The 26,134-nt window shown below is 56.6% G+C and carries 25 protein-coding genes and 1 pseudogene; 19 read left to right on the forward strand and 7 right to left on the reverse strand.

Annotated elements, in window-relative coordinates:
- Window positions 1-94: 94 nt before the first annotated feature.
- Window positions 95-195 (forward strand): annotated as a pseudogene (locus AC2FHX_RS13825) (IS6 family transposase); the annotation flags it as partial.
- 51 nt (window positions 196-246) lie between these two features.
- The gene (locus tag AC2FHX_RS13830) at window positions 247-441 is read left to right on the forward strand and encodes a hypothetical protein (RefSeq protein ID WP_496702425.1); all 195 of its coding nucleotides are present in this window, start codon (window positions 247-249) and stop codon (window positions 439-441) included.
- 199 nt (window positions 442-640) lie between these two features.
- Here the strand turns inward: AC2FHX_RS13830 and AC2FHX_RS13835 are convergent, their stop codons facing one another.
- Complete coding sequence (locus tag AC2FHX_RS13835) at window positions 641-1,642, reverse strand: nuclear transport factor 2 family protein (RefSeq protein WP_271949114.1); 1,002 nt, start codon at window positions 1,640-1,642, stop codon at window positions 641-643.
- Between the two features lie 158 nt (window positions 1,643-1,800).
- Between AC2FHX_RS13835 and AC2FHX_RS13840 the strand changes: the two genes are divergently transcribed.
- The 15 genes from AC2FHX_RS13840 to AC2FHX_RS13910 all read left to right on the forward strand — a co-directional run bounded on the left by AC2FHX_RS13840 (window position 1,801) and on the right by AC2FHX_RS13910 (window position 16,903).
- On the forward strand, window positions 1,801-2,850 hold the full coding sequence (locus AC2FHX_RS13840; RefSeq protein ID WP_496691509.1) for an ABC transporter ATP-binding protein: 1,050 nt from the start codon (window positions 1,801-1,803) through the stop codon (window positions 2,848-2,850).
- Window positions 2,851-2,933: 83 nt separating this feature from the next.
- Window positions 2,934-4,160, forward strand: a complete 1,227-nt coding sequence (locus AC2FHX_RS13845) for an ABC transporter substrate-binding protein (protein ID WP_271949112.1) — start codon at window positions 2,934-2,936, stop codon at window positions 4,158-4,160.
- 65 nt (window positions 4,161-4,225) lie between these two features.
- A complete protein-coding gene (locus AC2FHX_RS13850; protein WP_281972840.1) occupies window positions 4,226-5,254 on the forward strand; it encodes a carbohydrate ABC transporter permease in 1,029 nt (342 codons plus the stop codon).
- Window position 5,255: 1 nt separating this feature from the next.
- Window positions 5,256-6,137 (forward strand): carbohydrate ABC transporter permease, encoded by an 882-nt coding sequence (locus tag AC2FHX_RS13855; protein ID WP_281972841.1) that lies wholly within the window; start codon window positions 5,256-5,258, stop codon window positions 6,135-6,137.
- A gap of 178 nt (window positions 6,138-6,315) precedes the next feature.
- Entirely contained in the window at window positions 6,316-7,305 is a 990-nt protein-coding gene (locus AC2FHX_RS13860; RefSeq protein WP_496702213.1) for a nuclear transport factor 2 family protein, read from the forward strand.
- A 132-nt stretch (window positions 7,306-7,437) separates the two neighbouring features.
- Entirely contained in the window at window positions 7,438-7,968 is a 531-nt protein-coding gene (locus AC2FHX_RS13865) for an ester cyclase (RefSeq protein ID WP_496702212.1), read from the forward strand.
- Window positions 7,969-7,979: 11 nt separating this feature from the next.
- On the forward strand, window positions 7,980-9,320 hold the full coding sequence (hisD, locus tag AC2FHX_RS13870) for a histidinol dehydrogenase (RefSeq protein ID WP_496702211.1): 1,341 nt from the start codon (window positions 7,980-7,982) through the stop codon (window positions 9,318-9,320).
- A gap of 79 nt (window positions 9,321-9,399) precedes the next feature.
- Window positions 9,400-10,464, forward strand: a complete 1,065-nt coding sequence (locus AC2FHX_RS13875; RefSeq protein WP_496702209.1) for an ester cyclase — start codon at window positions 9,400-9,402, stop codon at window positions 10,462-10,464.
- A gap of 1 nt (window position 10,465) precedes the next feature.
- On the forward strand, window positions 10,466-11,233 hold the full coding sequence (locus AC2FHX_RS13880; RefSeq protein WP_496702207.1) for an SDR family NAD(P)-dependent oxidoreductase: 768 nt from the start codon (window positions 10,466-10,468) through the stop codon (window positions 11,231-11,233).
- Entirely contained in the window at window positions 11,233-12,252 is a 1,020-nt protein-coding gene (locus tag AC2FHX_RS13885) for a LacI family DNA-binding transcriptional regulator (RefSeq protein WP_142639914.1), read from the forward strand. The genes AC2FHX_RS13880 and AC2FHX_RS13885 overlap by 1 nt, the downstream gene beginning before the upstream one ends.
- Window positions 12,249-13,223, forward strand: a complete 975-nt coding sequence (locus tag AC2FHX_RS13890; protein ID WP_496702205.1) for a nuclear transport factor 2 family protein — start codon at window positions 12,249-12,251, stop codon at window positions 13,221-13,223. Before AC2FHX_RS13885 ends, AC2FHX_RS13890 begins: the two co-directional genes overlap by 4 nt.
- A 150-nt stretch (window positions 13,224-13,373) precedes the next feature.
- The gene (locus AC2FHX_RS13895; RefSeq protein WP_496698278.1) at window positions 13,374-14,336 is read left to right on the forward strand and encodes a cupin domain-containing protein; all 963 of its coding nucleotides are present in this window, start codon (window positions 13,374-13,376) and stop codon (window positions 14,334-14,336) included.
- A gap of 58 nt (window positions 14,337-14,394) precedes the next feature.
- Window positions 14,395-15,519 carry a cobalamin-independent methionine synthase II family protein gene (locus tag AC2FHX_RS13900; protein ID WP_496702203.1) on the forward strand — a complete coding sequence of 375 codons (1,125 nt, stop codon included), beginning with the start codon at window positions 14,395-14,397 and terminating at the stop codon, window positions 15,517-15,519.
- On the forward strand, window positions 15,516-16,211 hold the full coding sequence (locus AC2FHX_RS13905; RefSeq protein WP_496702201.1) for an alpha/beta fold hydrolase: 696 nt from the start codon (window positions 15,516-15,518) through the stop codon (window positions 16,209-16,211). The genes AC2FHX_RS13900 and AC2FHX_RS13905 overlap by 4 nt, the downstream gene beginning before the upstream one ends.
- A complete protein-coding gene (locus tag AC2FHX_RS13910) occupies window positions 16,208-16,903 on the forward strand; it encodes an RraA family protein (RefSeq protein ID WP_496702200.1) in 696 nt (231 codons plus the stop codon). The genes AC2FHX_RS13905 and AC2FHX_RS13910 overlap by 4 nt, the downstream gene beginning before the upstream one ends.
- A gap of 110 nt (window positions 16,904-17,013) precedes the next feature.
- Here AC2FHX_RS13910 and AC2FHX_RS13915 read toward each other — a convergent pair whose 3' ends face one another.
- From AC2FHX_RS13915 to ugpB, 5 genes are read right to left on the reverse strand one after another with little or no spacing between them, the layout of a single operon-like run.
- Window positions 17,014-17,949, reverse strand: a complete 936-nt coding sequence (locus tag AC2FHX_RS13915; protein WP_496702198.1) for a glycerophosphodiester phosphodiesterase family protein — start codon at window positions 17,947-17,949, stop codon at window positions 17,014-17,016.
- Window positions 17,949-19,004 (reverse strand): sn-glycerol-3-phosphate ABC transporter ATP-binding protein UgpC, encoded by a 1,056-nt coding sequence (gene ugpC, locus AC2FHX_RS13920; protein ID WP_496702194.1) that lies wholly within the window; start codon window positions 19,002-19,004, stop codon window positions 17,949-17,951. Before ugpC ends, AC2FHX_RS13915 begins: the two co-directional genes overlap by 1 nt.
- A gap of 3 nt (window positions 19,005-19,007) precedes the next feature.
- Window positions 19,008-19,844 carry a sn-glycerol-3-phosphate ABC transporter permease UgpE gene (gene ugpE, locus AC2FHX_RS13925; protein ID WP_496702423.1) on the reverse strand — a complete coding sequence of 279 codons (837 nt, stop codon included), beginning with the start codon at window positions 19,842-19,844 and terminating at the stop codon, window positions 19,008-19,010.
- A 20-nt stretch (window positions 19,845-19,864) separates the two neighbouring features.
- On the reverse strand, window positions 19,865-20,746 hold the full coding sequence (gene ugpA / locus AC2FHX_RS13930) for a sn-glycerol-3-phosphate ABC transporter permease UgpA (protein WP_142639899.1): 882 nt from the start codon (window positions 20,744-20,746) through the stop codon (window positions 19,865-19,867).
- Between the two features lie 57 nt (window positions 20,747-20,803).
- Entirely contained in the window at window positions 20,804-22,114 is a 1,311-nt protein-coding gene (gene ugpB / locus AC2FHX_RS13935) for a sn-glycerol-3-phosphate ABC transporter substrate-binding protein UgpB (protein ID WP_281972851.1), read from the reverse strand.
- Window positions 22,115-22,295: 181 nt separating this feature from the next.
- Between ugpB and AC2FHX_RS13940 the strand changes: the two genes are divergently transcribed.
- The gene (locus AC2FHX_RS13940; protein ID WP_496691522.1) at window positions 22,296-23,201 is read left to right on the forward strand and encodes a LysR substrate-binding domain-containing protein; all 906 of its coding nucleotides are present in this window, start codon (window positions 22,296-22,298) and stop codon (window positions 23,199-23,201) included.
- Window positions 23,202-23,440: 239 nt separating this feature from the next.
- A complete protein-coding gene (locus AC2FHX_RS13945; RefSeq protein ID WP_496702191.1) occupies window positions 23,441-25,420 on the forward strand; it encodes a bifunctional 2',3'-cyclic-nucleotide 2'-phosphodiesterase/3'-nucleotidase in 1,980 nt (659 codons plus the stop codon).
- A gap of 117 nt (window positions 25,421-25,537) precedes the next feature.
- Here the strand turns inward: AC2FHX_RS13945 and AC2FHX_RS13950 are convergent, their stop codons facing one another.
- Window positions 25,538-26,134: a TetR/AcrR family transcriptional regulator gene (locus AC2FHX_RS13950; RefSeq protein WP_496691524.1), complete on the reverse strand. Its 597-nt coding sequence runs from the start codon at window positions 26,132-26,134 to the stop codon at window positions 25,538-25,540.

Genomic DNA, 26,134 nt, shown 5'->3' on the forward strand with positions numbered 1-26,134 from the left:
TGTTGATCGGAAAATGCTGCAATCTTTTGACCATCGACGCATTCGCAATTAGCGCGTGAATGACTGCTGGTCATATCAAGTCGAAAGCCGGTTCATGATTTCCTTTAAAGGCGCGCAATATCCGAAGGATGTATTCCTGTTCTCAGTGTTCTTTCCCTCCGCTACGGTGTTTCCTATCGTGATCATGAAGAAATCTCGACCGTCACTATCATCTGCACAAATCAGCCTGCATTGTTGGCGGACGCGGTGACACGTCAGGTGGAGCAACCCGAACTTCAGCGGTTTGAGATTTCGGCGGCGCAGCTAGCAGCCAACTATAATCAAGCTTTGGAACAGGGGATTGAGGTTGACCCCGACCAATGGGACGCCCTGAACGCCGCCGCTTGGCCCATTCTCGTTCGCTCGGATACGCAATCCCGCTCAGGCGCGGGGCCCATGTGAGGCTTGGGATATGAGCCAGCGCTTGCTCCGTTTGCAAATAAAAAATGCCGCCCCGATTGGGGCGGCGTCGGACCGGAACTCGTTCAGCATGTATTCCAGGTGAATCGGCGCTGGGTCGCCAAAGAACCTTTTGACCCTACGCGCCATGAGCCAGGGGTAGTGCACAGAGCCAAGGTCTGATGTGCGTCAATCCTGCCGGTTATGTTCGCGGTAGCTCGGACATTCTGGCAAGGATGTCCACGCCCTGCTGTTTCCAGAAATGCAAAAGGTCGATGAATATCCAGTTCTCGGCCAGCTTATCCCCGTCTCGCCGATAGATATCTATCACCCGAAATTCACCGGCTTTGTCAGTCGCAGGCATTCCCATGAACCCGCCAGTTGGACGGGCTGTGAAGTTCGGCCAGCCAAAAAAACCGCCATAATGACCCTCTGCCAGGCGGCATATGTGTTTGGTTTTCGACCGGTCAGTGAAACCAGCACGGAAAGGGCCTGCATGCTGTTGGGCGTAGCGTTCGATCGTGTAGGTCGCACCGATCCCGGATGGCCCCCACCAGATCATGTCTTCGGACCATGTGCGCCGTAGCTCGTCCTCAAGGCTGAGGCCGCTGTTCCATTGGCCCAGATCGGAGATCATAGAGTTGATGGCTGCCAGGGTCCGCTCTCCTTCCGCCGCAGGTTGCGGACCGACCATCAGGCCGTCATGGGTCATGGGCCCCGGCTGCACGAGCTGCGCGGCTGTCTGAGGTGGGAACGGCTGCAATCCGGCCTGCATCATGAAATGAGGTATGTCGAAATACATCGCCGTTTCAGTGATTTTCCCGTTTTCGACCTTGTTGAATTCGCAATAGCGCAGAAATGTCATTTTGCCGTTTGGCGAGATACCTAGCCAATCTTTGTCGAACAGCCCCATGAGATGGCCCATTGATACAACCCAGACCGAGGTGAAACCGTCCATCTCGTTTTCTCCGGCCATGAATATGTCCATGCGGCGCTGCATTCGGGTCAGGCTTTGTTTCAGCGGAAGCCAGAACTGGGTACCTACGTCACTGGGGCCATGCAGTTCGTCAAAGGGATGGAATCCGCGCCACAGATAGTCATCGGCGCAATATTTCGAGATCACGTCAGGGACCGCTGATTCTTCAGCTCGGCTCAGAGCTTCATAAAGATCCAGAACAATATTTTTCTCGGCTTCGTAAGGCATATTCTTTTCTTTCAGTGCTTTACCAGGAATTGAGCACAGGTTTTCAGTATAGTGAAACGTAGATTTGCAAACGCATGCAAAAAAAGCTTGCCTGATGTTCCATCAGATGTCTATGCTCTTGCAAACGTATGCACGACAAGTGCACATGGGAGGACAGAATGGCCGAAATTCAACTTCGCAGTGTTGGGAAACGTTGGGGATCGTTTGTGGGGGTCGATAATTTCGACCTGACTATTGCCGATAAAGAGTTTCTGGTTCTTCTTGGCCCATCAGGCTGTGGCAAGACGACGACCATGCGCATGATTGCGGGTTTGGAGGACGCCAGCGAGGGCGACATTCTGATAGATGGCGAGCGTGTCAATGACATGGAGCCCAAGGACCGCGATGTCGCCATGGTGTTTCAGTCCTACGCGCTCTATCCGAACATGAATGTTTATGAGAATATCCGGTTCCCGCTGAAGGTGCGCGGCATCGACCCTTCCACGCATGACGAAAAAGTGCGCCGCGCTTCGGCCATGGTCGAACTGGATGACTTTCTGCATCGCAAACCGGCAGAGTTGTCGGGCGGCCAGCGACAGCGCGTCGCTTTGGCCCGCGCCATTGTTCGCGAGCCAAATGTCTTTCTGATGGACGAACCGCTGTCAAACCTTGACGCCAAGCTGCGTGTTTCGACGCGCGCGCAGATCAAGAACCTCAGCCACGAGCTTGCCGTGACCACAATCTACGTGACTCATGACCAGATCGAAGCGATGACCCTTGCCGATCGTGTGGTGATCATGAAGCAGGGTATCGTGCAGCAGGTTGGCTCTCCGACCGATATTTACGATGCACCCGCAAACACTTTTGTGGCCAGCTTTATTGGCAACCCTGCAATGAACCTTATCGATGGTCAGGTTCAGAATGGGGTGTTTAGGGCTCAGAACACTGAGGTGCATGGGCTGAATGCGTCGGACGGCCCGATTACGCTGGGCTTTCGCGCCGAGGACGCCAATGTCGTGGAAAGCGGCGGCGAGATTAACGGGCCCATCTACACGCAGGAGCTTTTGGGCGACAGCACGATGGTCTCGGTTCGGATCGGTGGCGCGCTGGTTTCGGTCAAAGCCGACAAAACCTATCGCGCTGAAATCGATGATCAGGTTTCAATCCATATCCACACCGATCACTGCCACTTGTTTGATGCGCAAACCGGAACGCGTTTGGAGCGCTGAACAGAAAATCCAAACCCGCATTGCCGGGTTTAATGCAGGTGCAGACTTCGAAGATGCACCCATCTACCTAGGGAGGAATACAAATGTTTCTGAAGAAAATAGCATTGGCTGGGTCCTTGGCCGCCTTTGCCGCCAGCGCAGGTTATGCCTGTGAAATTAGCGGGCGCGTGAATATCGTTGGTAACGAATTTGCGGCCATTCAGGCCGTCGCAACCGGCGCGAAAGAATGCACAGGCGCATCGGTCGATTCAAACCTGACCTCCGAGCACCAGACCATCAACGTGGCTGGTCTGTCCGGAAACCCGTCTGAATACACCAGTGCCATCATCGCCAACAGCTCGATCGTGGCGTTGATGAACGAAGATGTTATTCGGCCGCTCAACGATCTGGTGGAACAGCATGGTCAGGACCTGCAGCCAGGTCAGTTGATCAAGATTGGTGATGACATTATGGCCGTGGCGTTCATGGCGAATGCTCAGCACCTGATGTATCGCAAGGACGTGTTGGAACAGGCCGGTGTCGAAGTGCCGACAACCTATGAAGAATTGCTCGAAGCTGCCAAAGCCATTCGCGAGCAGGGCATCATGCAAAACCCGGTTGGAGGCGCCTATGCGTCGGGTTGGAATCTGGCACAGGAATTCAACAACATTTTTCTTGGCTATGGCGGCAGCCACTTCAAAGCCGGAACAGCCGAGCCCAACGTGAATTCTGAGGCTGGTGTCAATGCGCTGAACATGATGAAGGCTTTGTCGGAATACATGAACCCCGACTTCCTGACCCACGATTCCAATGCCACTAATGCCGAATACCGTGCTGGTAACGTTGCAATCATGAATATGTGGGGTTCACGCGCATCGCAGCAAACCACGACCGAAGGCGTGCTTCAGGAAGTGATCGACGGTCATGCGATCGGCGCACCACTGACAGTCGGCGGCGGGTCGACGCCGGCATCGACCCTGTGGTGGGACGGCTGGACCGTCGGCAAGAACATTTCGGATGAAGAAGCCGAGGCTACGTTCATCGCGATGAAACACGGTATCCGTCCTGACATGCTGAACGATGAAACCACGCCGCTGGCGGTATGGTTGATCGAAGGCTACGAGCCTGGTGCGGACGCCGAAGGCGTGTTTGAGGCGGCCAAAATGGGCACGCCGCCTTATCCGATGTTGCCTTACATGGGCCTGATGCACAGCGCGCTAGGCAATGAACTTTCAGACTTCATGCAAGGCAAGGAAAGCGCTGAGCAGGCGCTGGCCGATGTCGAAGCCGCATATCGCGCCGCTGCCATCGAACAAGGTTTCCTCCAGTAGGGTCTGACTCGTGCGGGCGTCTGCAAGGGCCGCCCGCACAAACCAATTCACGTGGGGATTGCGACATGCGCCATAAGACCTTCCTGTGGTTCTTCCTGCCCACCGGGCTTGCGATGCTGCTGTTCATCGCGATGCCGATAGTCTCGGTGGTGACCCAATCCATTTTCGCGCCTCATCCGGCCGTTTTGTTAGAGGTCGAAAGCTGCACCCCCCTGATTGGCTGCACGACAGAGACCACGATTGATCAAGAGGCAACAGCCGCCCTTCGCGCCGAGAAACCACTGGGCCGATTTGTCGGATTGGACATTTACCTGGACCGTGGCCACCTGGCGATCCAGGAAATTGGCCAGATCTGGGCTGTGAATGAAACCTGGGGCGGTTTCTTCTCAAAGATCGGTAATTTGCCCTTTTACAGGGCAATGGCTTTTACGCTGACCTTCACGTTTGTTGTTACGCCTCTCACAATCATTTTGGGGCTGGTGATTGCGCTGGCAATCAACTCCCTGCACCGAAATCTCAAAGGGCTGCTGATCTTCTTTTCGCTTTTGCCGATGATCGTCACTCCGTTGATTGGCTCGCTTATCCTGTTCTGGATGATTGACAGCCGCGGGGTCATCGGCAACGCCCTGGTATATCTGGCCGGGGATCCGGATTTTAGCCTGAAGGCCTCAACCGGGCTGATGTGGGTGGCGCTGATGGTTTATGGAGTTTGGCACGCCGCTCCATTTGCATTTGTCGTGTTCTATGCGGGGCTGCAAACATTGCCCCAGGATCAAATCGAGGCCGCCCAGATAGACGGGGCAACCCGCTGGCAACAGGTTAAGTTCGTGGTCGTTCCTCATCTCATGCCACTGGTCACATTTGTTGCGTTGATTCAGTTGATGGACAACTTCAAGGTGTTTGAACCGATAATCGGGTTCAGCGCAGGTGCGCACGCACAATCCCTTAGTACATTCATCTTCAACGACTTAGGCGGTGAAACCCGGCAGCTTTCTTCCGCGGCCGCGACCTCTGTGATCACGATAATCGGAGTCGCCATTCTGCTGTCACCCGTGCTTGTCCGCACCTGGCGCGACTTCAAAGGAGCAAGATAAAATGGCCAGCCGCGCACAAAGAATGCCTAGAAGTCTCCGGATCGCCTCATCCTTATTTGTGATCCTATGGTTCGTTCTGGCCGCTTTCCCGTTCCTCTGGACGGTCTGGGGTTCGTTCAAAGTAGAGTTGGATTTCTTTTCGATCGCCGACTGGACCAATGCCATCACCGGAGCACGGACCGAAGCCGTCTATGGCTCGCCTTTCACAACCACAGGGTACGAGGGCGCCTGGATACAGGAAGAATTCTGGCGGAATGTTCTCAACACAGGGATCGTCTGTTTCTTTGTTGTCACCATCTCGCTCACAATCGGAACGCTGGGGGGCTATGCTCTGTCCCGGTCGACCTACAACTATACGTTCTGGCTATTGATCACGGCACTTATCTTCCGGGCTATGCCACCGATTACGCTGGTCTCGGGATATTTGCTGCCTTTCTTCGAATGGAACATCTGGGGGATCCTTCCAACCACGATCATCGTGCTTGTGGCGATAAACCAGCCGTTCACTCTGTGGATGCTGCATTCTTTCTTTAAGAATATCCCAAGCGAGCTGGATGAAAGCGCCAAGGTCGACGGATGCAACCAGTTCCAGGCATTTCGTCGCGTGATCATTCCGGTGATGTGGCCAGGGGTGATCACCACCGGGCTGTTCTCGTTCCTGCTGGCCTATAACGATTTTGCCGTCGGGGCGATGCTGCTGTCCGAAAGCAACCGCACGATGGTGCCTGCCATTGCCGCGTTTCTTGGTACAACGCAGACTGAAGGTAACGTGATGTTCGCGGTTGCGGCTGTGGTTTCAGCCACAGTTCCATTGTTCATTCTGGTCATGTTCTTCCAGCGACAGATTGTGGGCGGTCTGACGGCCGGGGCTGTGAAAGGCTAACTCTGATGGGACGCACTCATCCTCAGTCCGTATCTGCCCATGCGCATACTGCCAGACTGAATGTAGCTGCGCGCAGGACCCGGCGGCCGGGACGAATTCCATTTGCTTTGATGCGCGCGGGACCTTGCGGGGCGCTTCTCCGAACACGCCCCGAACAGACCCCATTGAGACAGAGAAGATGAAAAACCTCGACCGCAAACCCTTTCTGAAATTCACCGAAGCACAACGCCATCCTGGCAACTTCCGGCCGGCATTTGACGCTTTCTTCGCCCCCGGTGCACATGTCAACGTGGTGCATCCCTTCAATGAGGTCGCGGGCGGCCTCGGGCTGCACGATCACGTCATCGCCCCGCTCGCCGCTGCCTTCGACGGGCTTTTTCGGCGCGATGACATCGTCATGGCCGGCGAATTTGACGGGCAGGACTGGATCAGCGCCACCGGCTATTTCGTTGGTCGGTTCTCGCGCGACTGGCTCGGCATCCGGGCCACAGGCGAGCTTGCCTATCTGCGCTTCGGCGAGTTCCACCGGATGCAGGACGGCAAGGCGGTGGAAAGCTATATCTTCCTCGATATTCCAGAGCTGATGCTGGCCGCTGGACAATGGCCGGTCCCTGACAGCCCGGGCAAGACCCGCGGCTTCACCGGCATGATTCAAGGCCCTGCCAGCCATGATGGCATCTTGACCACTCCGCAGGATCCTGCGGAGGGTGCCAAGAGCTATCATATGGTCACAGAAATGCTGGCCGGGCTTGCTACCGAGAACGAGGCTTGGCGCCCCTACTGGCATGACAACATGGTCTGGTACGGCCCCGGCGCCTTCGGTTCTTTCGTCGGGATTGAGAGTTTTGCCACCTTCCAGGTGCCTTTTGAAGCCGCCTTTGAAGGCTGGTCTGGCGGCACTGCGGGCAATGGTATGACGGCGCATTTCACCCGCTATGGCGAAGGTAACTACGTATGCTCGGGCGGTTGGCCCTCGTTAACTGGCGTCCAAGTGAAACCTTTCCTCGGCCAGTCCGCAAGTGGCAAACGCGTCTTCATGCGGGTCTGCGACTGGTGGCGCCGCGAGGACGATCTGCTGGTCGAAAACTGGGTTTTCGTCGATGTCCCGCATGTGCTGTTGCAACTGGGCTATGACCTCTTTGCTGAAATCGCCGAGCAGGCTGCATGAGCTGCTCTGCCAGACATAACGCCGTTGCGCACCATCCGGCGCTCAACCGGATGCCAAGGGATTTTCTGACGGCGGATTAATCCTCGCCCTCCACACAGAAGACCCCTTGGTAACCATAAAAGGAAGAGAAACATGAAAGGCTCCCGCCCCGAACAAGCCGTGCTGACACGTGACACGGACATGAGCAAAACCGACGAGACCCGCGCCGTGATCGAGGGGATGGTCGATGGTTTGAACGACCACCGTATCGAAGACATCGGCGAATTCTTCGCCGAAGGGTTCCGCTGGCTTGGCAACCAGGGTTGCGGCACCAAGACGGGCCTGAAGGAATTCCAGGAAAACTGGCAACGCCCGTTCCAGGCTGCGTTTTCCGACAAGACCTGCATCGACGAGGCCCGGCTTTATATGGGCGAGTGGGCGGCAGCTTTTGGCCGCCAGGAAGCAACCCATTCTGGCGAATTTCTGGGGATTGCGCCCACCGGCAAGCGCGTCGAGATCCGTTACATGGATTTCTGGAAAGTTGTCGACGGCAAGATCGTCGACAACTGGGTGAATGTCGATTTTGCCCATGTCGCCTCGCAGCTTGGCATCGATCTGTTCCAGGGCAAAGGGTGGGAAACATTTGACCGGGGAGAAGAAATTCCGCCCCGGCCCGAAAATTGAGGATTAGGACAATGGCTATCGAATATCTGAAAAGCGGCAAACCCGAGGCCGACCGGGCCGAAGATGACGCCAAAACCCGCGCTGTCGTTGAAACGACTCTGAAAGACATCGAAACCCGCGGTGATGCGGCAGTGCGTGATCTGTCGGAAAAGTTTGACAATTACTCGCCGGAAAGCTTCCGCCTGAGCCAGGAACAGATCGACGAGCTGATCGCCTCATTGACCGAACGCGAGCTGGCCGACATCAAGTTCGCTCAGAAACAGGTGATAAACTTCGCCCAGGCGCAGCGCGACTCAATGCTGGATATCGAGGTTGAAACCTTGCCGGGCGTCATCCTCGGCCACAAGAACATCCCGGTGCAGTCTGTTGGCTGTTATGTTCCTGGCGGTAAATTCCCGATGGTTGCGTCGGCGCATATGTCGGTTGCGACCGCTAAAGTCGCGGGTGTGCCTCGCATCATCGCCTGCACGCCGCCGTTTCAGGGCAAGCCCAATGCGGCCGTGATCGCTGCCATGTATCTGGGTGGGGCGCATGAGATCTATGTCATGGGTGGTATCCAAGCGATTGGTGCCATGGCGATCGGTACGGAAACCATTGATCCGGTCCACATGCTGGTCGGCCCCGGGAACGCCTTTGTGGCAGAAGCCAAACGGCAGCTCTTTGGTCGCGTTGGCATCGACCTTTTTGCGGGCCCGACCGAGACCATGGTCATTGCCGACGAAACCGCTGCCGATGCCGAACTTTGTGCGACCGACTTGTTGGGGCAGGCCGAGCATGGCTACAACAGCCCGTGTGTTCTGGTCACCAACTCGCGCAAGCTGGCCGAAGAAACGCTGAGCGAGATCGACCGTATCCTCGGTATCCTGCCTACCGCCGGAACCGCAAAAGTCAGCTGGGAGGAGTATGGGGAAGTCATTGTCTGCGACACTTATGACGAAATGCTGCAAGTTGCCGATGATATCGCCTCTGAACATGTGCAGGTGATGACCGACCGTGACGACTGGTTCCTGGAAAACATGACCAGCTATGGCGCGCTGTTTCTTGGGGCGCGGACCAATGTTGCAAACGGTGACAAGGTGATCGGCACGAACCACACGCTGCCGACCAAAAAGGCTGGACGTTATACCGGCGGTTTGTGGGTCGGCAAGTTCATGAAAACTCACAGCTACCAGAAGGTTGTTACCGACGAGGCTGCGGCAATGATCGGCGAATTCGGCTCACGCCTGTGTATGCTGGAAGGCTTTGTCGGCCATGCCGAGCAATGCAATATTCGCGTCCGGCGTTATGGGGGTATCAACGTACCTTACGGCGAAGGTGCGGCTTATCGCGAGGCTGCAGACGCGTCCTCATAAGAGTGAGGTCATTGCTGCAGAACTTGCGCTTGGAGTTTGCCCGGGCGCCATGGGTTTTGAAAGAAAAGCAGAGAAAACAATGCGAGATTTCGCAATGGACACACATTCTACCCATAAGGCCCTGATCGCGCCATTGCGCGAAGCCATGTATAACTTTGACGAAACCGGCGTCCGAGCTGCACTGCAGGCGGTGATTGCGCCCGATGCCGTCATCCACATGCCCCATCCATTCGGCGACCTGACCGGGCCGCAGGAACTCTATGATGCCTGCTACACACCGCTTTTGAAATCCATGCCCGATCTGGAACGCCGGGATTGGATTGTGATGGGCGGGCCGACGCAACATGGTGATGATTGGGTCTGCTGTGGCGGCCACTACGTAGGCACCTTCGTCGCCCCTTGGTTGGACATCTCGCCGACCGGGCATCTGACCCATATGCGGTTCCACGAATTCTACCGCTTCGAAAATCGCAAAGTTGTCGAAATCCAGGCACTCTGGGACATTCCCGAAGTGATGATGCAGGCGAAGGCCTGGCCGATGGCCCCGTCTTTGGGGCAGGAGATCTGTATTCCCGGCCCGGCGACGCTGGACGGTATCGTGCGGGGCCCCTGGGATGAGGCAAAATCGAAGGCCTCCTGCGAGCATATCGTTTCCATGCTTGAGCATCTGGAAAAGCATCCCAGTCAGGGTGGCCCCGAAGTGATGGAGATGGAAAGGTTCTGGCATCCGCGCATGAACTGGTACGGGCCCGCCGGGATCGGCACCGGGCGCGGCATTGCAGGGTTTCGCAACTGGCACCAGATCCCTTTCCTGGGTGGCATGCCGGACCGAGGCAAATACGCCGACGAGATCACCTTTCATTTCTTTGGTGACGGTGATTATGCAGCTGTTACCGGCTGGCCGGACATGATCCAGACCATCACTCATGACGGCTGGATGGGTATCGCCCCTTCTGGCCAGCGCATCACTATGAGATCGTTGGATTTCTGGCGATTGGAAGATGGCCTGATCCGGGAGAACTGGGTGTTGGTCGACCTGCTGGACGTGTACCGGCAACTGGGCGTAGATGTCTTTGCCCGCCTGCGCGAATTCAACAAAGCGCGTGTCGCAGGTGAAATTCCATACCCAGTCGGCGAGGTCTGATATGCTCAATTTTCCCAGCACCCCCAGTTTCAGTCTAGGCGGCAAACGTGCGCTAGTCGCCGGGGCATCGTCGGGCATAGGTCTGGCCTGCGCCGTAGCGCTGGCAGAGCATGGGGCCGAGGTCACATTGGCGGCGCGCCGCGCAAGTGCGTTACAAGAGATAGCCGATCAGATGACTACCAAGGGATGGTCTGCCAAGGTGCTTGAGATGGATGTCACCGATGTCGCAGGAACTGCCGCGGCTGTCGCCGAAAACGGACCGTTTGACATCCTTTTGAACTCGGCAGGGTTTGCACGTCATAGCAAGGCGGTCGAAACGGTGCCCGAAGATTTTGACTCGGTCATGAACGTCAATGTCCGGGGGGCCTATTTCCTAACCCAAGCCGTTGCCAAAGGGTTGCTTGAGGCCGGGAGTCCCGGATCGCTGATAAATATCTCAAGCCAGATGGGCCATGTCGGCGGGCAGGAACGCGCGGTCTATTGCGCCTCCAAGTTTGCGGTCGAGGGCTTTACCAAGGCGATGGCGCTGGAATTCGGGCCCGCAAAGATCCGTGTCAACACGATTTGCCCGACTTTCATCCTGACGGATTTGTCCCGGCCTACATTCGAGGACCCGACCAAACGGGCCTGGATTTTGGACAAGATCAAGCTGGGCCGCCCGGGAGAGATTGAGGATATTATGGGCGCGGTAGTGTACCTGGCATCAGAGGCGTCGGCTTTGGTTACAGGAACAGCAATGTTGGTGGACGGAGGCTGGACGGCAGACTGATGGTTACTCAGAAAGTTACATCGTTGGACGTTGCCCGGCTGGCCGGGGTCAGCCAATCTGCCGTTAGCCGGGTCTTTACGCCTGGTGCATCGGCCTCGCAAAAAACGGTCGCGAAAGTGCGCAAGGCAGCGGATGAACTGGGATATCGGCCAAATTTTCTGGCCCGTGCGGTGGTCTCGGGCAAAAGCCGGATCATTGGACTTGTGGTCGCCTATCTGAACAATCAGTTCTATCCTGAAGCGTTGGAAAAGCTGACAAACAAGTTGCAAGAGCGCGGCTACCACGTGCTGGTCTTCATGGCGTCGCATCAGGCCGGCAACATAGACAACGTGATCGAAGAAATACTGGATTTTCAGGTTGACGGGATTATCGCGGCTTCGGTGGCTTTGTCGTCGGATCTGTCGGATCGTTGTCTGGCTGCCGGTGTGCCGATGGTGCTGTTTAACCGGGTTCAGGACGACCCGGCCATGTCGGCGGTCACCTCGGACAATATCGCGGGTGGGCGCAAGGCTGCCGAATTCCTTTTGGCCGGGGGGCATAAAAAGATCGGGTACATCGCCGGGTGGGAAGGCGCGTCGACCCAGCGCGACCGCGAAGCAGGTTTCAGGGCCGCCTTGCATGATGCGGGGGCGGAACTGCATGCGCGCGGCGTTGGTAACTTCACCAGCGAACAGTCGCGGGCGGCAACGTTGGAGATGTTTGCCTCGGACCCGCCCGACGCCGTTTTTGTGGCCAATGACCACATGGCTATTGCAGTGATGGACACCCTCAGATTCGAGTTGGGCCTAAGGATTCCCGAAGATGTTTCGGTTGTCGGATACGACGACGTGGCTGTGGCCGCCTGGCCAACCTATAGCCTGACCACCGTACGACAGCCTGCTAACCGCATGGTTGCCGAAACCGTGGACATTTTGCTGAGCAAAATCGAAGGGCCCGATGTTGGTCCGCACCGATTGGAAATAGATGGACCGCTGATTGTTCGCGGTTCTGCACGTATACCTGAAGGATGGAAGACATGAAGGGATTTGACCCGAAATTCAAAGATTTTCCTGACTATATTATTGGGATCACAAAAGAAATCTGGGAAGATCGGGGCATTGCCACGCTGCACCATTACTATGCGCCCGATATAGTGGTTCGATCCCCGGGTTCAGTTGTCGTTGGCAACCGGGGCGTCATTGCCGCTACCATGGCAACGCTTGCCGAGTTCCCCGACCGCACATTGCTGGGTGAGGATGTGATTTGGTCCGGCACACCGGAAGATGGCATGCTGTCCTCGCACAGGCTTTTGTCGACTGCGACCCATCAGGGCGACGGTGTCTATGGGAAGGCTACCGGGAAAAAGCTGGTCTACCGTATCCTTGCTGACTGTCACGCCATCAACAACCAGATCAACGATGAATGGCTGATCCGCGACCAGGGTGCGATTGTCCAACAGATGGGTTGGGACCCAAAAGAATATGCCCGCGATCTGATCGCCCGCGAAGGCGGCCCAGAGGCTTGCGCCCAGCCTTACACGCCGGCGAATGATCAGCCTGGACCTTACAAAGGGCGTGGTAATGACAATGAATGGGGTCAGAAATACGCCGACATTCTGAACCGGGTCATGTCTGCAGACCTGAGCGTGATCAGTGCCGAGTATGACCGCGCCGTGCAATCGGAATATCCGCGCGGCACGACTGGTCACAGCTGGGCTCCGGTCGATCGCTTTTGGATGGGGCTTCGCGCCTCTTTCCCGAATGCCGAGTTCAAAATTCAACATCAGATTGGTCGCGACGACCCAATGATGCCGCCCCGCGCCGCGATCCGCTGGTCGCTGCATGGCAAGCATGATGGATGGGGTGTGTTCGGCACGCCGACGGGGGCCGAGGTCTTTGTGCTGGGTATTAGCCACGCCGAATTCGGCCCCTGGGGCCTGCGCCGTGAGTACACTCTGTTTGATGAAACGTCGGTCTGGAAACAGATCCTTTTGAAAACCGGTGATCTGTAAATGTCGCATCGTCTCTCAAATCTGGAGGCTGGGCAGGCCCTGCGGCGTTTTCACGCCCACCGGGCCAGCCTGCGTGCCCGGCGACTGAACAACCGCCCGCCTGGTTTCGGAGTTTGACCGCAGCAAACTCCAACCAAAAGGAAGACAGAAATGAGTACCATCCAAAGCCGCATCGTCCGTTATGGCGAATTGAAACCCTGTAAAACCGCGTTCATCGACGCCCATACACCGGGTTCAGATCAAAAGGAAAACTTCACCATCGTCGGCGGGGGCGTATCTGAAAGCCCCGACCAGCATGTCCACATCACCGACAAGATCGGTTTCAACATCGGTGCCGCAGGCCAACCGCCGAGATGCCGGAACTCTCTGCATAGCCACACCACGGCCGAAGTGTTCTTTGTCGCCAAAGGCCGTTGGCGGTTCTTCTGGGGCAGATACGGATCGGCTGGTGAGTTCATTGCCGAAGAAGGAGACATCTTCAACATCCCGACCGGTATCTTCCGCGGGTTTGAAAATGTGGGGCAGGACTATGGGATGATCATGGCGGTCCTTGGTGGTGACGATGCCGGGGGCGGGGTCACCTGGGCGCCACAGGTTATTCAGGATGCGCAGGCCCATGGCTTGATGCTGGGAAACAATGGGGTTCTTTACGACAGCAAAAAAGGGGAAACGCTGCCGCATAACGTACAGCCCATGCCCTTGCTGACTGAAGAGCAGTTGAAAGCCTATCCCGAGGTCCCCGTCGAAAATGTGATTGGCAATTACGTGGCCCGCTATTGGGATTTGATGGCGCTGTCATCAAACAAGCCTGCCGTTGTGATCGGTGAAAACGGCCTAATCAAGGACAAGCCGGGTTTCGAGGTTGATTTCCTTGGTCGCGGCTCGTGCGTATCTGATCCGGTCAAAGCCGAAAAGCCTGTAGTCTTGATGCCAGCCAGTGGCCACTGGCGGATTACGATTGAGGATGTCGAAACAACCCTGACAAATGGGGATACCGCATTGGTTCTGCCCGGCGAAAGCTATGGCGTCACGCCTTCGATGACCGGTGACGCGGGGCTCTATCGCGTTACCGCAACCGAAGATCCGGCCGGTACAACTTGGACAGGTGCATGAAACAAACTGCGCTGCCTTCCGGGCGGCGCAGATTAGATTTGCAGAGGGAGAAGAAGGAATGACCCGCATTTCAACCACACATGTAGGGAGCCTTCCGCGTAGTCAGGAGGTCGTGGATTTCATCTTTGCGCGCGAGCGTGCAGAGCCATTTGACGCGGCTGCGTTTGATGCCTGTATGACCTCGGCCGTGTCCGAGACAGTGCGCAAACAGGTCGAAGCCGGGGTCGATATCGTATCAGATGGCGAGACGTCGAAGATCTCATACGCCACCTATGTCAAAGACCGCTATACCGGCTTTGACGGGGACAGCCCGCGCAACGCGCCAGCGGATCTGAAGATGTTTCCCGGCTTCCTGAAACGCCTGGCTGATGATGGCGGTACGCCACAATATGCGCGCCCTATGTGTGTGGGTGAGGTGCGGTCAAAAGGGCAAGGTGAACTGCAAAAAGACATCGACAACCTCAAGGCCGCCATGGCCGCGCATGGTGTCGAGCGTGGTTTTATGAACGCGGCCAGCCCGGGTGTCATCTCGCTGTTTCTGCAAAATGATTTCTACCCCACACGTGAAGCCTATCTGGCTGCACTCGCCGATGCGATGAAGCAAGAGTACGAAACCATTGTGGGGGCCGGTCTGGATCTACAGCTGGATTGCCCCGACCTGGCCCTGTCTCGCCATATGCTGTTCTCTGACCTTTCGGACGAAGAATTTGTCAAAGTCGCCAATTTGCATGTTGAGGCCCTGAACCACGCATTGCAGGACGTTCCCGCTGACAAGGTGCGCGTCCATATTTGCTGGGGCAATTACGAAGGACCGCATTGTTGCGACATTGGAATGGACAAAGTGTTCGGCACGCTGATGTCGACCAAATCCCGCTATGTCCTGTTCGAAACCTCGAACCCCCGTCATGCGCATGAATGGACGGTGTTCCGTGACCGCAAAGCCGAAATACCTGAGGACAAAGTGCTTGTACCTGGCGTTGTCGACACCACGACAAATTTTGTCGAACATCCGGAACTGGTCGCCCAACGTATTGAACGGTTTTCGAATATTGTCGGCCGCGAAAGAGTGATCGCGGGCTCGGATTGCGGATTTGGCACTTTTGCCGGATTTGGTGCGGTTGATCCCGATATCGCCTTTGCCAAGCTTGGATCTCTGGCCGACGGGGCTGCATTGGTCGCATGAAACCACTTGTTATGTTGCCCGGCATGATGTGCGATGCCCGACTTTTTGCCCCGCAGATCGCGACGCTTTCGAGCAGCAATCCTGTCCTCTACGCGCCGATTGGGGGGCATGACACGGTGCAGGCTTTGGCCGCCGAAGTGTTGTCTTATGCGCCCCCGCGCTTTGTCCTTGCGGGTCTGTCCATGGGTGGCATCGTTGCGATGGAAATAATCCGGCAGCAACCGCAGCGCGTCGTCAGCGTGGCGCTGATGGATACCAACCACTTGGCCGAACGGGATGACGTCAAAGCCAGGCGTGGTCCACAAATCGCTTCTGTGTCCAGTGGGGGCTTGGGCCGGGTCATGGCCGAGGAGATGAAACCAAACTACCTGACCGATGGCCCGAACCGCGAGGCAATTCTGAACCTGTGCATGGATATGGCCTTGGGTCTTGGACCGGATGTTTTTATCAACCAGTCCAAAGCATTGCGAGATCGCCCCGACCAAAGCGATACCTTGCGCGGTTATCCCGGACAGGCCCTGGTCCTGTGCGGGAAAGATGATGCTCTGTGCCCGGTTTCGCGACACGCCTTGATGCATGAACTTCTGCCCAACAGCTGGTTCGAGGTCATCGAACAGGCGGGGCATTTGCCTACACTTGAACAACCCGAACGGACGACAGCGGCTCTGTGCCGTTGGCTGGAGGCACTATGAAAAAACCCTTGCTGGACCTTTTGAAATCCGTCGATACCCCCACCGTTTGCAATGCGATAGAAGTGGCGCAAGGCAAGCGTGGGTTCGACAATTTCACGCGGGGCACAATGCTGTGCTCGGATCCCGATGCGGGGGCAATGGTCGGTTATGCCAGAACGGCAAAGATAGCGGCGGTGAACCCTCCCGAAGACCCTCCCGAAGTGATCCGTCAGCGCCGGATGGATTACTACCGGCACATGGCAACGGGCACAGGCCCGGCTGTCACGGTTGTCGAAGATCTGGATTTCCCGGACTGCATCGGTGCTTATTGGGGTGAGATCAATACCACGGTCCACAAAGGGTTTGGCATCAGCGGTGCGTTGACCAACGGCGTGATGCGGGATCTGGGCGATTTGCCGGATGGGTTTCCGGTTGTGTCGGGCTCGGTCGGTCCAAGCCACGGGTTCGTGCATGTCAAAGAGGTGGGCACCCCGGTGACCATCTTCAGCCTCTCGATCAAGGACGGGGACCTGGTGCATGCGGACCGGCACGGCGCTTTGGTGATCCCGCCCGAAGTGGTGGACAGCCTGGAACAGGCGATCCGCAAATTGCTTGAAACCGAAAAGCTTATTCTTGGCCCAGCACGCGCGTCAGAGTTCGATTTTGAAGCCTTTGAACAAGCATGGGCGGCGTTCGAATCCTCGCGCACGTAGTGCAGCAACAACCGCGCGGCCCAGCTATAGACTAACCCGACAGCGAGGCGATGTGATCCTGAATGGTCCCGTCATTAGCGATGGCGATCGTGTCGGAAATCGCGGCTGGATCACACCCATCTCATGCCCAAATCCGACAGATGCCTTTGAACCCGTCCAGGATAGTCCGAGACGATGGCATCAACGCCCAGATCAATCATCCTGCTGATATCCGCCGGTTCATTGACCGTCCATACGGCTACGCAAAGCCCAAGTTCTTTGGCAAGCGCGACGTCCTCAGATATCACATCTGCGAAATACGGACACCAAAGCGCGCCGCCCGCTTGCTTGACCATTTGCGGGATTTTTTCGCTTTGGCCTCGAAAGTCCGGACAAACGGCCTTGGAGGAATCCTCGCCAACGTCATCGGCATTTTCGGGAAGCTGCGTCAGGTAAGATGACGGCATGTCAGGTGCCTGCCGCTGACAAACTTCCAACAGGGTCCAGTCGAAGCTGTGCAGCAACACGCGATCGGATAGGCCAGCGGCCCGAACCTGCTGTACCACGCGTTCGACAAAGCGGTCCAGATAGGCCGTGTCATGGGCCAGATCCGGATCAGATTTCAGTTCGAGCATCAGATTGGCTTCGCCGTATTCCGGCCGATTGATCAGATCCAGCAGGACCTGCAGCTTTGGCACGCGAACGCCGACCAGTTGGGCCTGATCGGGGAACCGTCGACCATAATCCGAGTGTCCGTCCAAGCGCCCGATTTCGAACTGTTGAATCTGGTCGAAGGACAGGGACGAGACTTTGGGTTCTTTTCCGGTCAAAAACTGACCGCTGGCATCCCGAAAGGTCGGCGCGTGCAGCCGATGGTTATGGGTTATGACAGGCACATCATCCGCCGTCAGCACCACGTCAAACTCAAGAAGTGGAACCCCGATGGACAGCGTAAAATCGAAACCGATCATGCTGTTTTCGGGCAGGACGCCGCGTGCCCCCCGGTGCCCTACTACACGGATCAGGTTTTTACCGCCGCGAAACGCCTCGACCTGAGGGAAAGGCATCAGCCCTCGAGCCTTATGCCAGAGGTAGGGTCAAACAGATGCATATGCTCTGGCGCAACAGAAAAACGCATATTGGGAGGACGGCCTTCGATCGGATGAACACCCGGAAGGCTGATCGTGATTGCCGCGCCAGAGCCTGACACCTGACCGTGCAACAAAGTATTCGCCCCCAGCGGTTCGGCTATCTGAACTATGACATCGAAGGGCCCGTTTTCATCAAGGAACAGATGCTCTGGTCGTATGCCCAATTTGAACGGGCCATCGGGCCCGCCTGATGGGCCAATCTCGGTATCGTTGATCCTGATCTTTCCGCCCTGGCGCTCTGCATCAAAGGTATTCATCGCCGGGCTGCCGATGAATTGCGCAGCGAACAGCGTCCGCGGCGTCTCATAGACCTCAAGCGGGGTGCCGATTTGCTCGGCAACACCACCGTTCATCACGATCATTCTGTCGGCCATGGTCATGGCCTCGACCTGATCATGGGTCACGTATAGCGAGGTGATACCCAGCTTTTCTTGCAGTTCGCGGATTTCCAGACGCATTTGGACACGCAGCTTTGCATCCAGGTTTGAGAGCGGCTCATCAAACAGGAACACGGCAGGTTCACGGACAATAGCGCGGCCCATGGCAACCCTTTGGCGTTGACCGCCTGAAAGCTGACGGGGCTTGCGATCAAGCAGCGGCTCAAGCTGCAACAGCTTAGCGGCCTCGGTCACCTTCTGGTCAATCTGAGCCTTGGGCAATCCGGCGATTTTCAGACCATAGCCCATGTTCTGGCGTACCGACATATGGGGGTACAGAGCATAGTTCTGGAACACCATCGCAATGTCCCGGTCCATCGGCTCCTTGTCATTGGCGCGCTCTTTGCCAATCCGGATTTCGCCGGATGTCACAGTCTCAAGCCCGGCCACCATCCGCAGCAAAGTGGATTTGCCGCAGCCCGAGGGACCCACGATCACGATAAACTCGCCATCCGCGATATCGACGTCGATGCCATGAATGACGTCCGTCGGGCCAAAGCTCTTTTTGACGTTCTCAAGAGATACTGTTGCCATTTCTTATTTCTCGCTATCGACAAGGCCGCGAACAAAAAGCTTTTGCATCGACACCACCACAAGGACCGGTGGGATCATTGCCAGGATCGAGGTTGCCATGATCGTCGGCCAATGGGCAAAATCATCGCCCGAGGGGAACATCTGTTTGATGCCCATCACGATGGTGTTCATTTCGGGGTCGGTCGTGATCAGCAGCGGCCAGAGATATTGGTTCCACCCATAGATGAACAGGATCACGAACAGGGCCGCGATGTTGGTTCGGCTCATCGGGATCACGATATCAATAAAGAACCGCATGGGGCGGGCGCCATCCACCCGCGCGGCCTCGGCCAGTTCGTCCGGGATGGTCAGAAAGAACTGGCGGAACAGGAACGTGGCCGTGGCCGAGGCGATCAGCGGAAAGATCAGCCCCGAATAACTGTTGAGCATACCAAACCCGGCCACCACCTCGAAGGTCGGGACAATCCGCACCTCAACCGGCAGCATCAGGGTCAGGAAGATCAGCCAGAAAAACGTGTTTCTCCCGGGAAAGCGGAAATAGACGATGGCAAAGGCTGACAGCAGCGAGATGACGATCTTGCCCACGGCAATGCCAATCGCCATCACCAGGCTGTTGAACAGCATCGTTGCGACCGGGACGTTCACGCCGGAAAACAGGGCCGCCTTGTAATTCACCCAGAACTGATCACCTGGCACAACCGGCATCGGGGGCGAGATGATATCGGCCTGAGTAACGGTCGAGGCTACAAAGGCCAGCCAGATCGGGAAGAAGATGATCAGAACGCCAAGGATCATAAACGCATGGGTCAGCCACAGGCCCGCGCCACGTTTCTCGACCATACCATGTTGTTGGGCCGCCATCAGTAATGCACCCTCTTCTCAACATATTTGAACTGGATCACTGTCAGCAGGCCGACAACCACCAGCAGGATGACCGACTGGGCCGAAGACGACCCCAGATCTTGGCCCACAAACCCATCGGAAAAGACTTTGTAGACCAGGATGGTTGTGGCTTGTTGCGGACCCCCTCCGGTGATCGTGTGGATCACGCCGAAAGTTTCAAAGAAGGCATAGACAATGTTCACGACCAGCAGGAAGAACGCGGTCGGCGACAAAAGCGGCAGTACGATGGTAAAGAACCGGCGCCAAAAATGGGCCCCATCAATCGCCGCTGCTTCGATGACCGAGCGGGGCACGGATTGCAGCGCCGCAAAGAAGAACAGAAAGTTATAGCTGATGCGTCCCCAGGCCGAGGCGACAACGACCAGCCCCATGGCTTCGGCATCGTTCAGGACGTGGTTCCAGTCATAGCCGAGCTGGCCAAGATACCATGCGACCACACCAACGCGGGTGTTGAACATGAACAGCCACAGCACACCCGCCACCGCTGGGGCAACGGCGTAGGGCCAGATCAACAAGGTCCGATACACGCCCGAGCCCTTGATCAGTCGATCTGCGATGACTGCCAGGAACAAGGCCGGGATCATCGAGCATAGGGTCACAAGCGTAGAAAACACCGCCGTCGTCACGAATGAGGCGCGGTAGTATTTATCGCTCAGCAGGAATTCGAAATTGCCCAAGCCCACGAACTGAGAAGACAACCCGAACGGGTCGGGAATGAACAACGATTGCCAAACGGCCTGACCAGCAGGATAGAAAAAGAAGACGGCGGAAATGATGACCTGCGGGGCGATCAGCGCAAGCGGCAGCAGCCAGCCGCGAAAAATGACGCGTTTTTCCATTCTATTGGCCCACCAGAGTAGAATGCGGGCCCAACGAGGCCCGCATCAGATTACGACTTATTGATTGGCGGATTCGAACCGGCGCAGCAGCGCGTCGCCGCGTTCCTTCGCACTGTCCATCGCCTCTTGGGCGGTCTTTTCACCGGCCCAGATGGCCTCAAGCTCTTCGTCGATGATGCCACGGATCTGGTCGAATGATCCCAGACGCAGACCTTTCGAGTTTGCCGTCGGCTCTTTCGCGGTCATCTGGATGACGGCGATGTCGGTGCCTGGGTTTTCGTCATAGAAACCAGACGCTCGGGTCGCTTCGCCCGCCTCGGTGGTGATGGGCAGATAGCCGGTGTTCTGGTGCCAGGCTGCCTGAACGTCAGACGAGGACAGGAAGCTGAGGAATTCGCCGACGCCTTTGTATTCATCGGCCTCATGACCTTCCATGACCCACAGTGAGGCACCACCGATGATGGTGTTCTGCGGCTCGGCCGTGACAGCTTCCCAATAGGGCAGCGGACGCACGTCGAAATCAAACTCGGCTTCGGCTTTGATCCCAGCGTATCCTGCCGAGCTTTCGGTGAACAGGGCGCATTCGCCGGACCGGAAGTTCGCGCCACCTTCGTTGCGGCGGCCCGTGTAGATGAATTTGCCGTCCTTGGCCCAGTCACCCATCGCGGTCAGGTGCGCAACCTGGGCCGGGCCGTTCAGCATCAGCTCGGTATCCAGACCGGCAAAGCCGTTATCCTGCGATGCGAAGGGGACGTCGTGATAGGCTGACAGGTTCTCAAGATGAATCCAGCTTTGCCATGCAGTGACCAACGGGCAATCTTCACCACCGGCCTTAAGCTGATCCAGCGTGTCCCCGACCTTTTCCCAGGTCGACAGATCGGTGTCGGGATCAACGCCCGCCGCTTCGAAGGCGTTGCGGTTGACCCATAGAACCGGCGTGGACGAGTTGAAGGGCAGAGATAGCATGTCGCCATCCGTGGTCGTATAATACCCTTTGACAGAACCGATATAAGCGTCCGGATCAAATGACGCACCGCTTTCGGCCATTACCTCATAGACCGGTTTGATCGCGCCCTGGGCCGACATCATAGTTGCGGTGCCAACTTCGAATACCATCAGGATCTGCGGTTGTTCACCGGCGCGGAAGGCGGCGATGCCTGCATTCAGGGTTTCCGAATAGTTGCCCTTGTGGCTTTCAACCACGACATATTCATCCTGGCTGGCGTTGAATTCTTCAACCTGAGCTTTCACAAGCTCACCCAGGCGGCCGGTAAAGGCATGCCAGAACTGAACTTCGGTTTGCGCCATTGCCGCGATCGGCGACAAGGCTGTTGATACGGCAAGAGCGCCAAGCAATTTCGTTTTCATGATTCCTCCCATGCATCAAAGGCGATGCTTCGTTGAATACCGAGCGCTACGCGTAATCGGCACACATGACGATTTCACGACGTTAACGTTACAGAAATATAATTCAAGCCTGATTTTCTGGCAAAAAATATAATACGATGTTATGAACTGACCGAGGTTTGCAGCAAAAACAGGACGCTCCATGAGCCAAACCCTGAGAATTAGGCAGCTTGAGGCACTTATGGCGGTGACCGTTAATGGCTCGGTCACGGCTGCCGCATCCGATCTGGGGGTCAGCCAGCCTGCGGTCAGCAGGTTGCTTTCAGACTTGGAAAAATCGCTTGGGTTTCAACTGTTCGACCGCCGCGAAGGTCGATTGGTCCCAACGCAGGAAGTTCGCTATCTGCAACCCAGCGTAGAGCGCGTGCTGGAACTGATGCGGCAGATTTCGGATGTCAGTCAGGACATCACGCAACGCAAAGCCGGGCATATTCGCGTCGCCTGCCTTCCTGGCTTCGCCACCAGTCACTTACCAGATGTTGTTGCCGGATTTCTGAGCGACCGGCCTGGCGTCACCATGACGATAGAGCCGGATAGGCCCGAGCGCATCCTGGAGTGGATGATCGGCGAGCAATATGATTTCGGAATCACAGATGGGTTTAATGGCCACCCGGCTGTCGAAAGCACCCATATTGATATCCGCACAGTTTGCGTCTTTCCCGCAGGCCATGCGCTGGAAGACCTTTCGACCGTGACACCGGCAGATATTGCCGATCAGAAGATCATCCACACCCGGCGCGACAGCGACTTTTTCGCGCGCCTGTCGCGTGCATTTCAAAACTCGAATGTCGAACTGAACTCGCATATCGAGGTTCGGCAATTCACGGCCGCTTGCGAATTGGTGGTGAAGGGCGTTGGGGTGTCTGTTGTTAGCGAACTGGACGCAGTACAATATCAGAACAGGGGGTTGAGCTATCGGCCTTTCAGGCCATTTCTGCCTCATACGCTGTCGCTGGTGCGACCGGTTTTGAAGCAACCATCGCTGGTCACGCTGGAATTCATAGAACAGTTCAGCGACAGCCTTGGACCTTTCATCGCCGATCCTTAGCTGGATACAGCCGAAAGCGTTGCCCGATTGATTGCCTGAACGCGGCTTTGGGCATTGGCAAGATTTTACAAAAATCGAATTGAGACCCCGGGATTGCTTTACGCGCCCTGAAACTTGTGGGCAAACTGACTTGGTTCATGCCCAGTTCGACGCGTGGCAGGACCTGCCAGCCAGTGTCACACCACTGTTTCGCAGGGCCTGCACAAGTCGCGTCGACAAACGAAAATGAAAGGTGTCACATGCCATTTTCCAACCCCAGCTTGATGTCCCGCCGTCAGTTCCTTGCGACCACTACCGCCAGCGCCGCGGCCATTACACTTCATCCTTTTTCTGCGGCGGCTGCCAATAATCAGGCGCATTTACGGATAATGGAGACGACGGACATTCATGTGCATGTCTTCCCTTACGATTATTACGCCGACAAGCCTCGCGACACGGTAGGCCTGTCCCGCACCGCTTCGATCATCAACGGCATCCGGTCCGAGGCGACGAATTCTCTGCTGGTCGATAACGGAGACTTTCTGCAGGGCAACCCAATGGGCGATTACATCGCCTATGAGCGGGGGATGAAAGAGGGCGACAGCCACCCGATTATCACCGCCTTCAACACAGTCGGTTATGACGCCGCCACATTGGGCAATCACGAATTCAACTACGGTTTGGACTTTTTGGAAAAGGCGCTTGCTGGCGCGGATTTCCCGGTTGTTCTGGCCAACGTCGCAAAGGAACAGGGGGCAAACCCGCGTGAGGATAAAACGCTGGTCAAACCCTATGCGATTCTCGACCGCGAGATTGAAATGGGCGATGGCAGCAAACACCCGATCAAGGTCGGCGTCATTGGGTTTACGCCGCCGCAAGTCATGAACTGGGACCGCAAGCATCTCGAAGGCAACGTGCAGGCCCGCGACATTGTCGAGACAGCGCAAGCCTATGTGCCTGAGATGAAAGAGCAGGGTTGCGACTTGATCATCGCGCTTTCGCATTCGGGGATTGGCGATGCCGACCATTCCGATGGTATGGAAAACGCCTCGGTTGTGCTGGCTGGCGTTGACGGGATTGACGCGCTGGTGACCGGTCACAACCACCTTGTTTTCCCGTCCGAGACATTTGCCGACCGTCCCGGTATTGACGTTGTAAAAGGGACGTTGATGGGCAAACCCGCCGTCATGGGTGGGTTCTGGGGATCACATCTTGGCCTTCTGGACCTGCTGCTGGAGCGCGATGGGAACGAGTGGCGTGTGGTGACCACAACGTCTGAGGCGCGCCCGATTTCGGTTCGCAACGAAGATCGCTCGATCACGGCGCTGGTCGAGGATGATCAGGCCGTGCTGGCCTCGGTCGCGAAAGATCACGACGAAACACTAGCCTATGTGCGCCGTGCGGTCGGCAAGACGTCGGCCCCGCTGCACAGCTATTTTGCGCTGGTAGCGGATGATCCATCTGTACAGATCGTGTCGATAGCGCAGAAATGGTACGTCCAAGAGATGATGAAGGGCACGGAACATGAAGGCCTGCCAATATTGTCAGCCGCGGCGCCTTTCAAGGCCGGCGGTCGTGGTGGCCCGGAGTATTACACCGATGTCCCGGTGGGTGACGTTGCCATCAAAAACGTGGCCGACCTTTACCTTTATCCCAACACCGTGCGCGCCGTACGGGTGAACGGAGCGCAGGTCCGAGGTTGGCTGGAGCGGTCTGCCGGAATGTTTAATCAGGTCGAACCGGGCGCAAGCGACGCGGTCCTGCTGAACCCAGAGTTTCCGTCTTATAATTTCGACGTGATGGACGGCGTCACCTATCAGATCGACCTGTCCCAGCCATCGCGGTTTGGACCCAAGGGTGAAGAGATCAACCCTGGCGCGGCCCGGATCGTGGACCTTGCCTTCAATGGTTCTCCGGTCACGGATGACATGGAGTTCATTATCGCCACCAACAATTACCGAGCGTCTGGTGGCGGATCTTTCCCCGGCGCGATGGGCGACACGGTTGTGTTCGAGGCGCCGGACACCAACCGCGACGTGATTGTCCGCTATATCGTCGAACAGGGCACGATTGACCCCAAAGCAGATGCCAACTGGTCGTTTGCGCCGCTGGACGGCACCACGGTCCTGTTCGAAACAGGCCCGAAGGCGCGTGACTATATGAGTGACGTCAAAGGTGTTTCGATCGAGGATGTCGGTGAGGGCGCAGATGGTTTTGCGGCCTTCCGCATCCAGCTGTAACAGATTGAAAGCAGGCTTATCCCCCTAATTTCTGACCCAATGGTATGGATCGGAGTTGGGGGGTGAGCCTAAATTATTCTGTCAGGCAACTGTCCTGCGAAGCGGCCCGTCCTGGGTCTAGAGTTTGCGTATTCCGTGGAGCGTTAGGGTGCTGACCAAATCAGCGTAATCCTCACGTGCTTTGGTGCCCGCGCCGGAGTTCCACATGTAATACCAGTTCAGCATGCCAAAAACTGACATCGTGGCGCCGCGCAGCTTGTCCTTGTCATCGCCGAACGACTCCGGGGACAGGTCTTTCAATATGTCCCGCACGACATTCACCAGATCCAACTGATACCCGCGCAACAGCTTTTGCTGATCGTCGCTCAGGGCGTTCATGCCGCTGATCTGCACCCGATGTTCATCATCCGCGCCCTGATAGGCGAACAGGATTTCACGCACGGTCTTTCGCAGCCTTTCTTCGGGCGTCAGGCCCGTCAGATCAACCTCGCAGATGCGATCGCGCAGCTCACGCAGATAGGTTTCGAGGATGTCATACAGGATGGCATCCTTGCTGTCGTAATAGTGGTAGATGTTCGCCTTGGAGATTCCGCACTCATTGGCCAAAAGGGTCATCGAAGCGCGATCAAACCCCTGGTCGGCAAACACTTTGGCTGCCGTTTTCAGGATTTGTTCCCGCTTTTGGTCGTGGTCTTTTGCGATTGTCCGGGCCAA

Source organism: Ruegeria sp. CDSC042 (genome assembly GCF_059610745.1).

Bases quoted from the DNA above. Each gene is read 5' to 3' on its own strand.
- AC2FHX_RS13835 (WP_271949114.1), bottom strand. From the start codon at position 1,642: ATGCCTTACGAAGCCGAGAAAAATATTGTTCTGGATCTTTATGAAGCT.
- AC2FHX_RS13840 (WP_496691509.1), top strand. From the start codon at position 1,801: ATGGCCGAAATTCAACTTCGCAGTGTTGGGAAACGTTGGGGATCGTTT.
- AC2FHX_RS13845 (WP_271949112.1), top strand. From the start codon at position 2,934: ATGTTTCTGAAGAAAATAGCATTGGCTGGGTCCTTGGCCGCCTTTGCC.
- AC2FHX_RS13850 (WP_281972840.1), top strand. From the start codon at position 4,226: ATGCGCCATAAGACCTTCCTGTGGTTCTTCCTGCCCACCGGGCTTGCG.
- AC2FHX_RS13855 (WP_281972841.1), top strand. From the start codon at position 5,256: ATGGCCAGCCGCGCACAAAGAATGCCTAGAAGTCTCCGGATCGCCTCA.
- AC2FHX_RS13860 (WP_496702213.1), top strand. From the start codon at position 6,316: ATGAAAAACCTCGACCGCAAACCCTTTCTGAAATTCACCGAAGCACAA.
- AC2FHX_RS13865 (WP_496702212.1), top strand. From the start codon at position 7,438: ATGAAAGGCTCCCGCCCCGAACAAGCCGTGCTGACACGTGACACGGAC.
- hisD (WP_496702211.1), top strand. From the start codon at position 7,980: ATGGCTATCGAATATCTGAAAAGCGGCAAACCCGAGGCCGACCGGGCC.
- AC2FHX_RS13875 (WP_496702209.1), top strand. From the start codon at position 9,400: ATGCGAGATTTCGCAATGGACACACATTCTACCCATAAGGCCCTGATC.
- AC2FHX_RS13880 (WP_496702207.1), top strand. From the start codon at position 10,466: ATGCTCAATTTTCCCAGCACCCCCAGTTTCAGTCTAGGCGGCAAACGT.
- AC2FHX_RS13885 (WP_142639914.1), top strand. From the start codon at position 11,233: ATGGTTACTCAGAAAGTTACATCGTTGGACGTTGCCCGGCTGGCCGGG.
- AC2FHX_RS13890 (WP_496702205.1), top strand. From the start codon at position 12,249: ATGAAGGGATTTGACCCGAAATTCAAAGATTTTCCTGACTATATTATT.
- AC2FHX_RS13895 (WP_496698278.1), top strand. From the start codon at position 13,374: ATGAGTACCATCCAAAGCCGCATCGTCCGTTATGGCGAATTGAAACCC.
- AC2FHX_RS13900 (WP_496702203.1), top strand. From the start codon at position 14,395: ATGACCCGCATTTCAACCACACATGTAGGGAGCCTTCCGCGTAGTCAG.
- AC2FHX_RS13905 (WP_496702201.1), top strand. From the start codon at position 15,516: ATGAAACCACTTGTTATGTTGCCCGGCATGATGTGCGATGCCCGACTT.
- AC2FHX_RS13910 (WP_496702200.1), top strand. From the start codon at position 16,208: ATGAAAAAACCCTTGCTGGACCTTTTGAAATCCGTCGATACCCCCACC.
- AC2FHX_RS13915 (WP_496702198.1), bottom strand. From the start codon at position 17,949: ATGCCTTTCCCTCAGGTCGAGGCGTTTCGCGGCGGTAAAAACCTGATC.
- ugpC (WP_496702194.1), bottom strand. From the start codon at position 19,004: ATGGCAACAGTATCTCTTGAGAACGTCAAAAAGAGCTTTGGCCCGACG.
- ugpE (WP_496702423.1), bottom strand. From the start codon at position 19,844: ATGGTCGAGAAACGTGGCGCGGGCCTGTGGCTGACCCATGCGTTTATG.
- ugpA (WP_142639899.1), bottom strand. From the start codon at position 20,746: ATGGAAAAACGCGTCATTTTTCGCGGCTGGCTGCTGCCGCTTGCGCTG.
- ugpB (WP_281972851.1), bottom strand. From the start codon at position 22,114: ATGAAAACGAAATTGCTTGGCGCTCTTGCCGTATCAACAGCCTTGTCG.
- AC2FHX_RS13940 (WP_496691522.1), top strand. From the start codon at position 22,296: ATGAGCCAAACCCTGAGAATTAGGCAGCTTGAGGCACTTATGGCGGTG.
- AC2FHX_RS13945 (WP_496702191.1), top strand. From the start codon at position 23,441: ATGCCATTTTCCAACCCCAGCTTGATGTCCCGCCGTCAGTTCCTTGCG.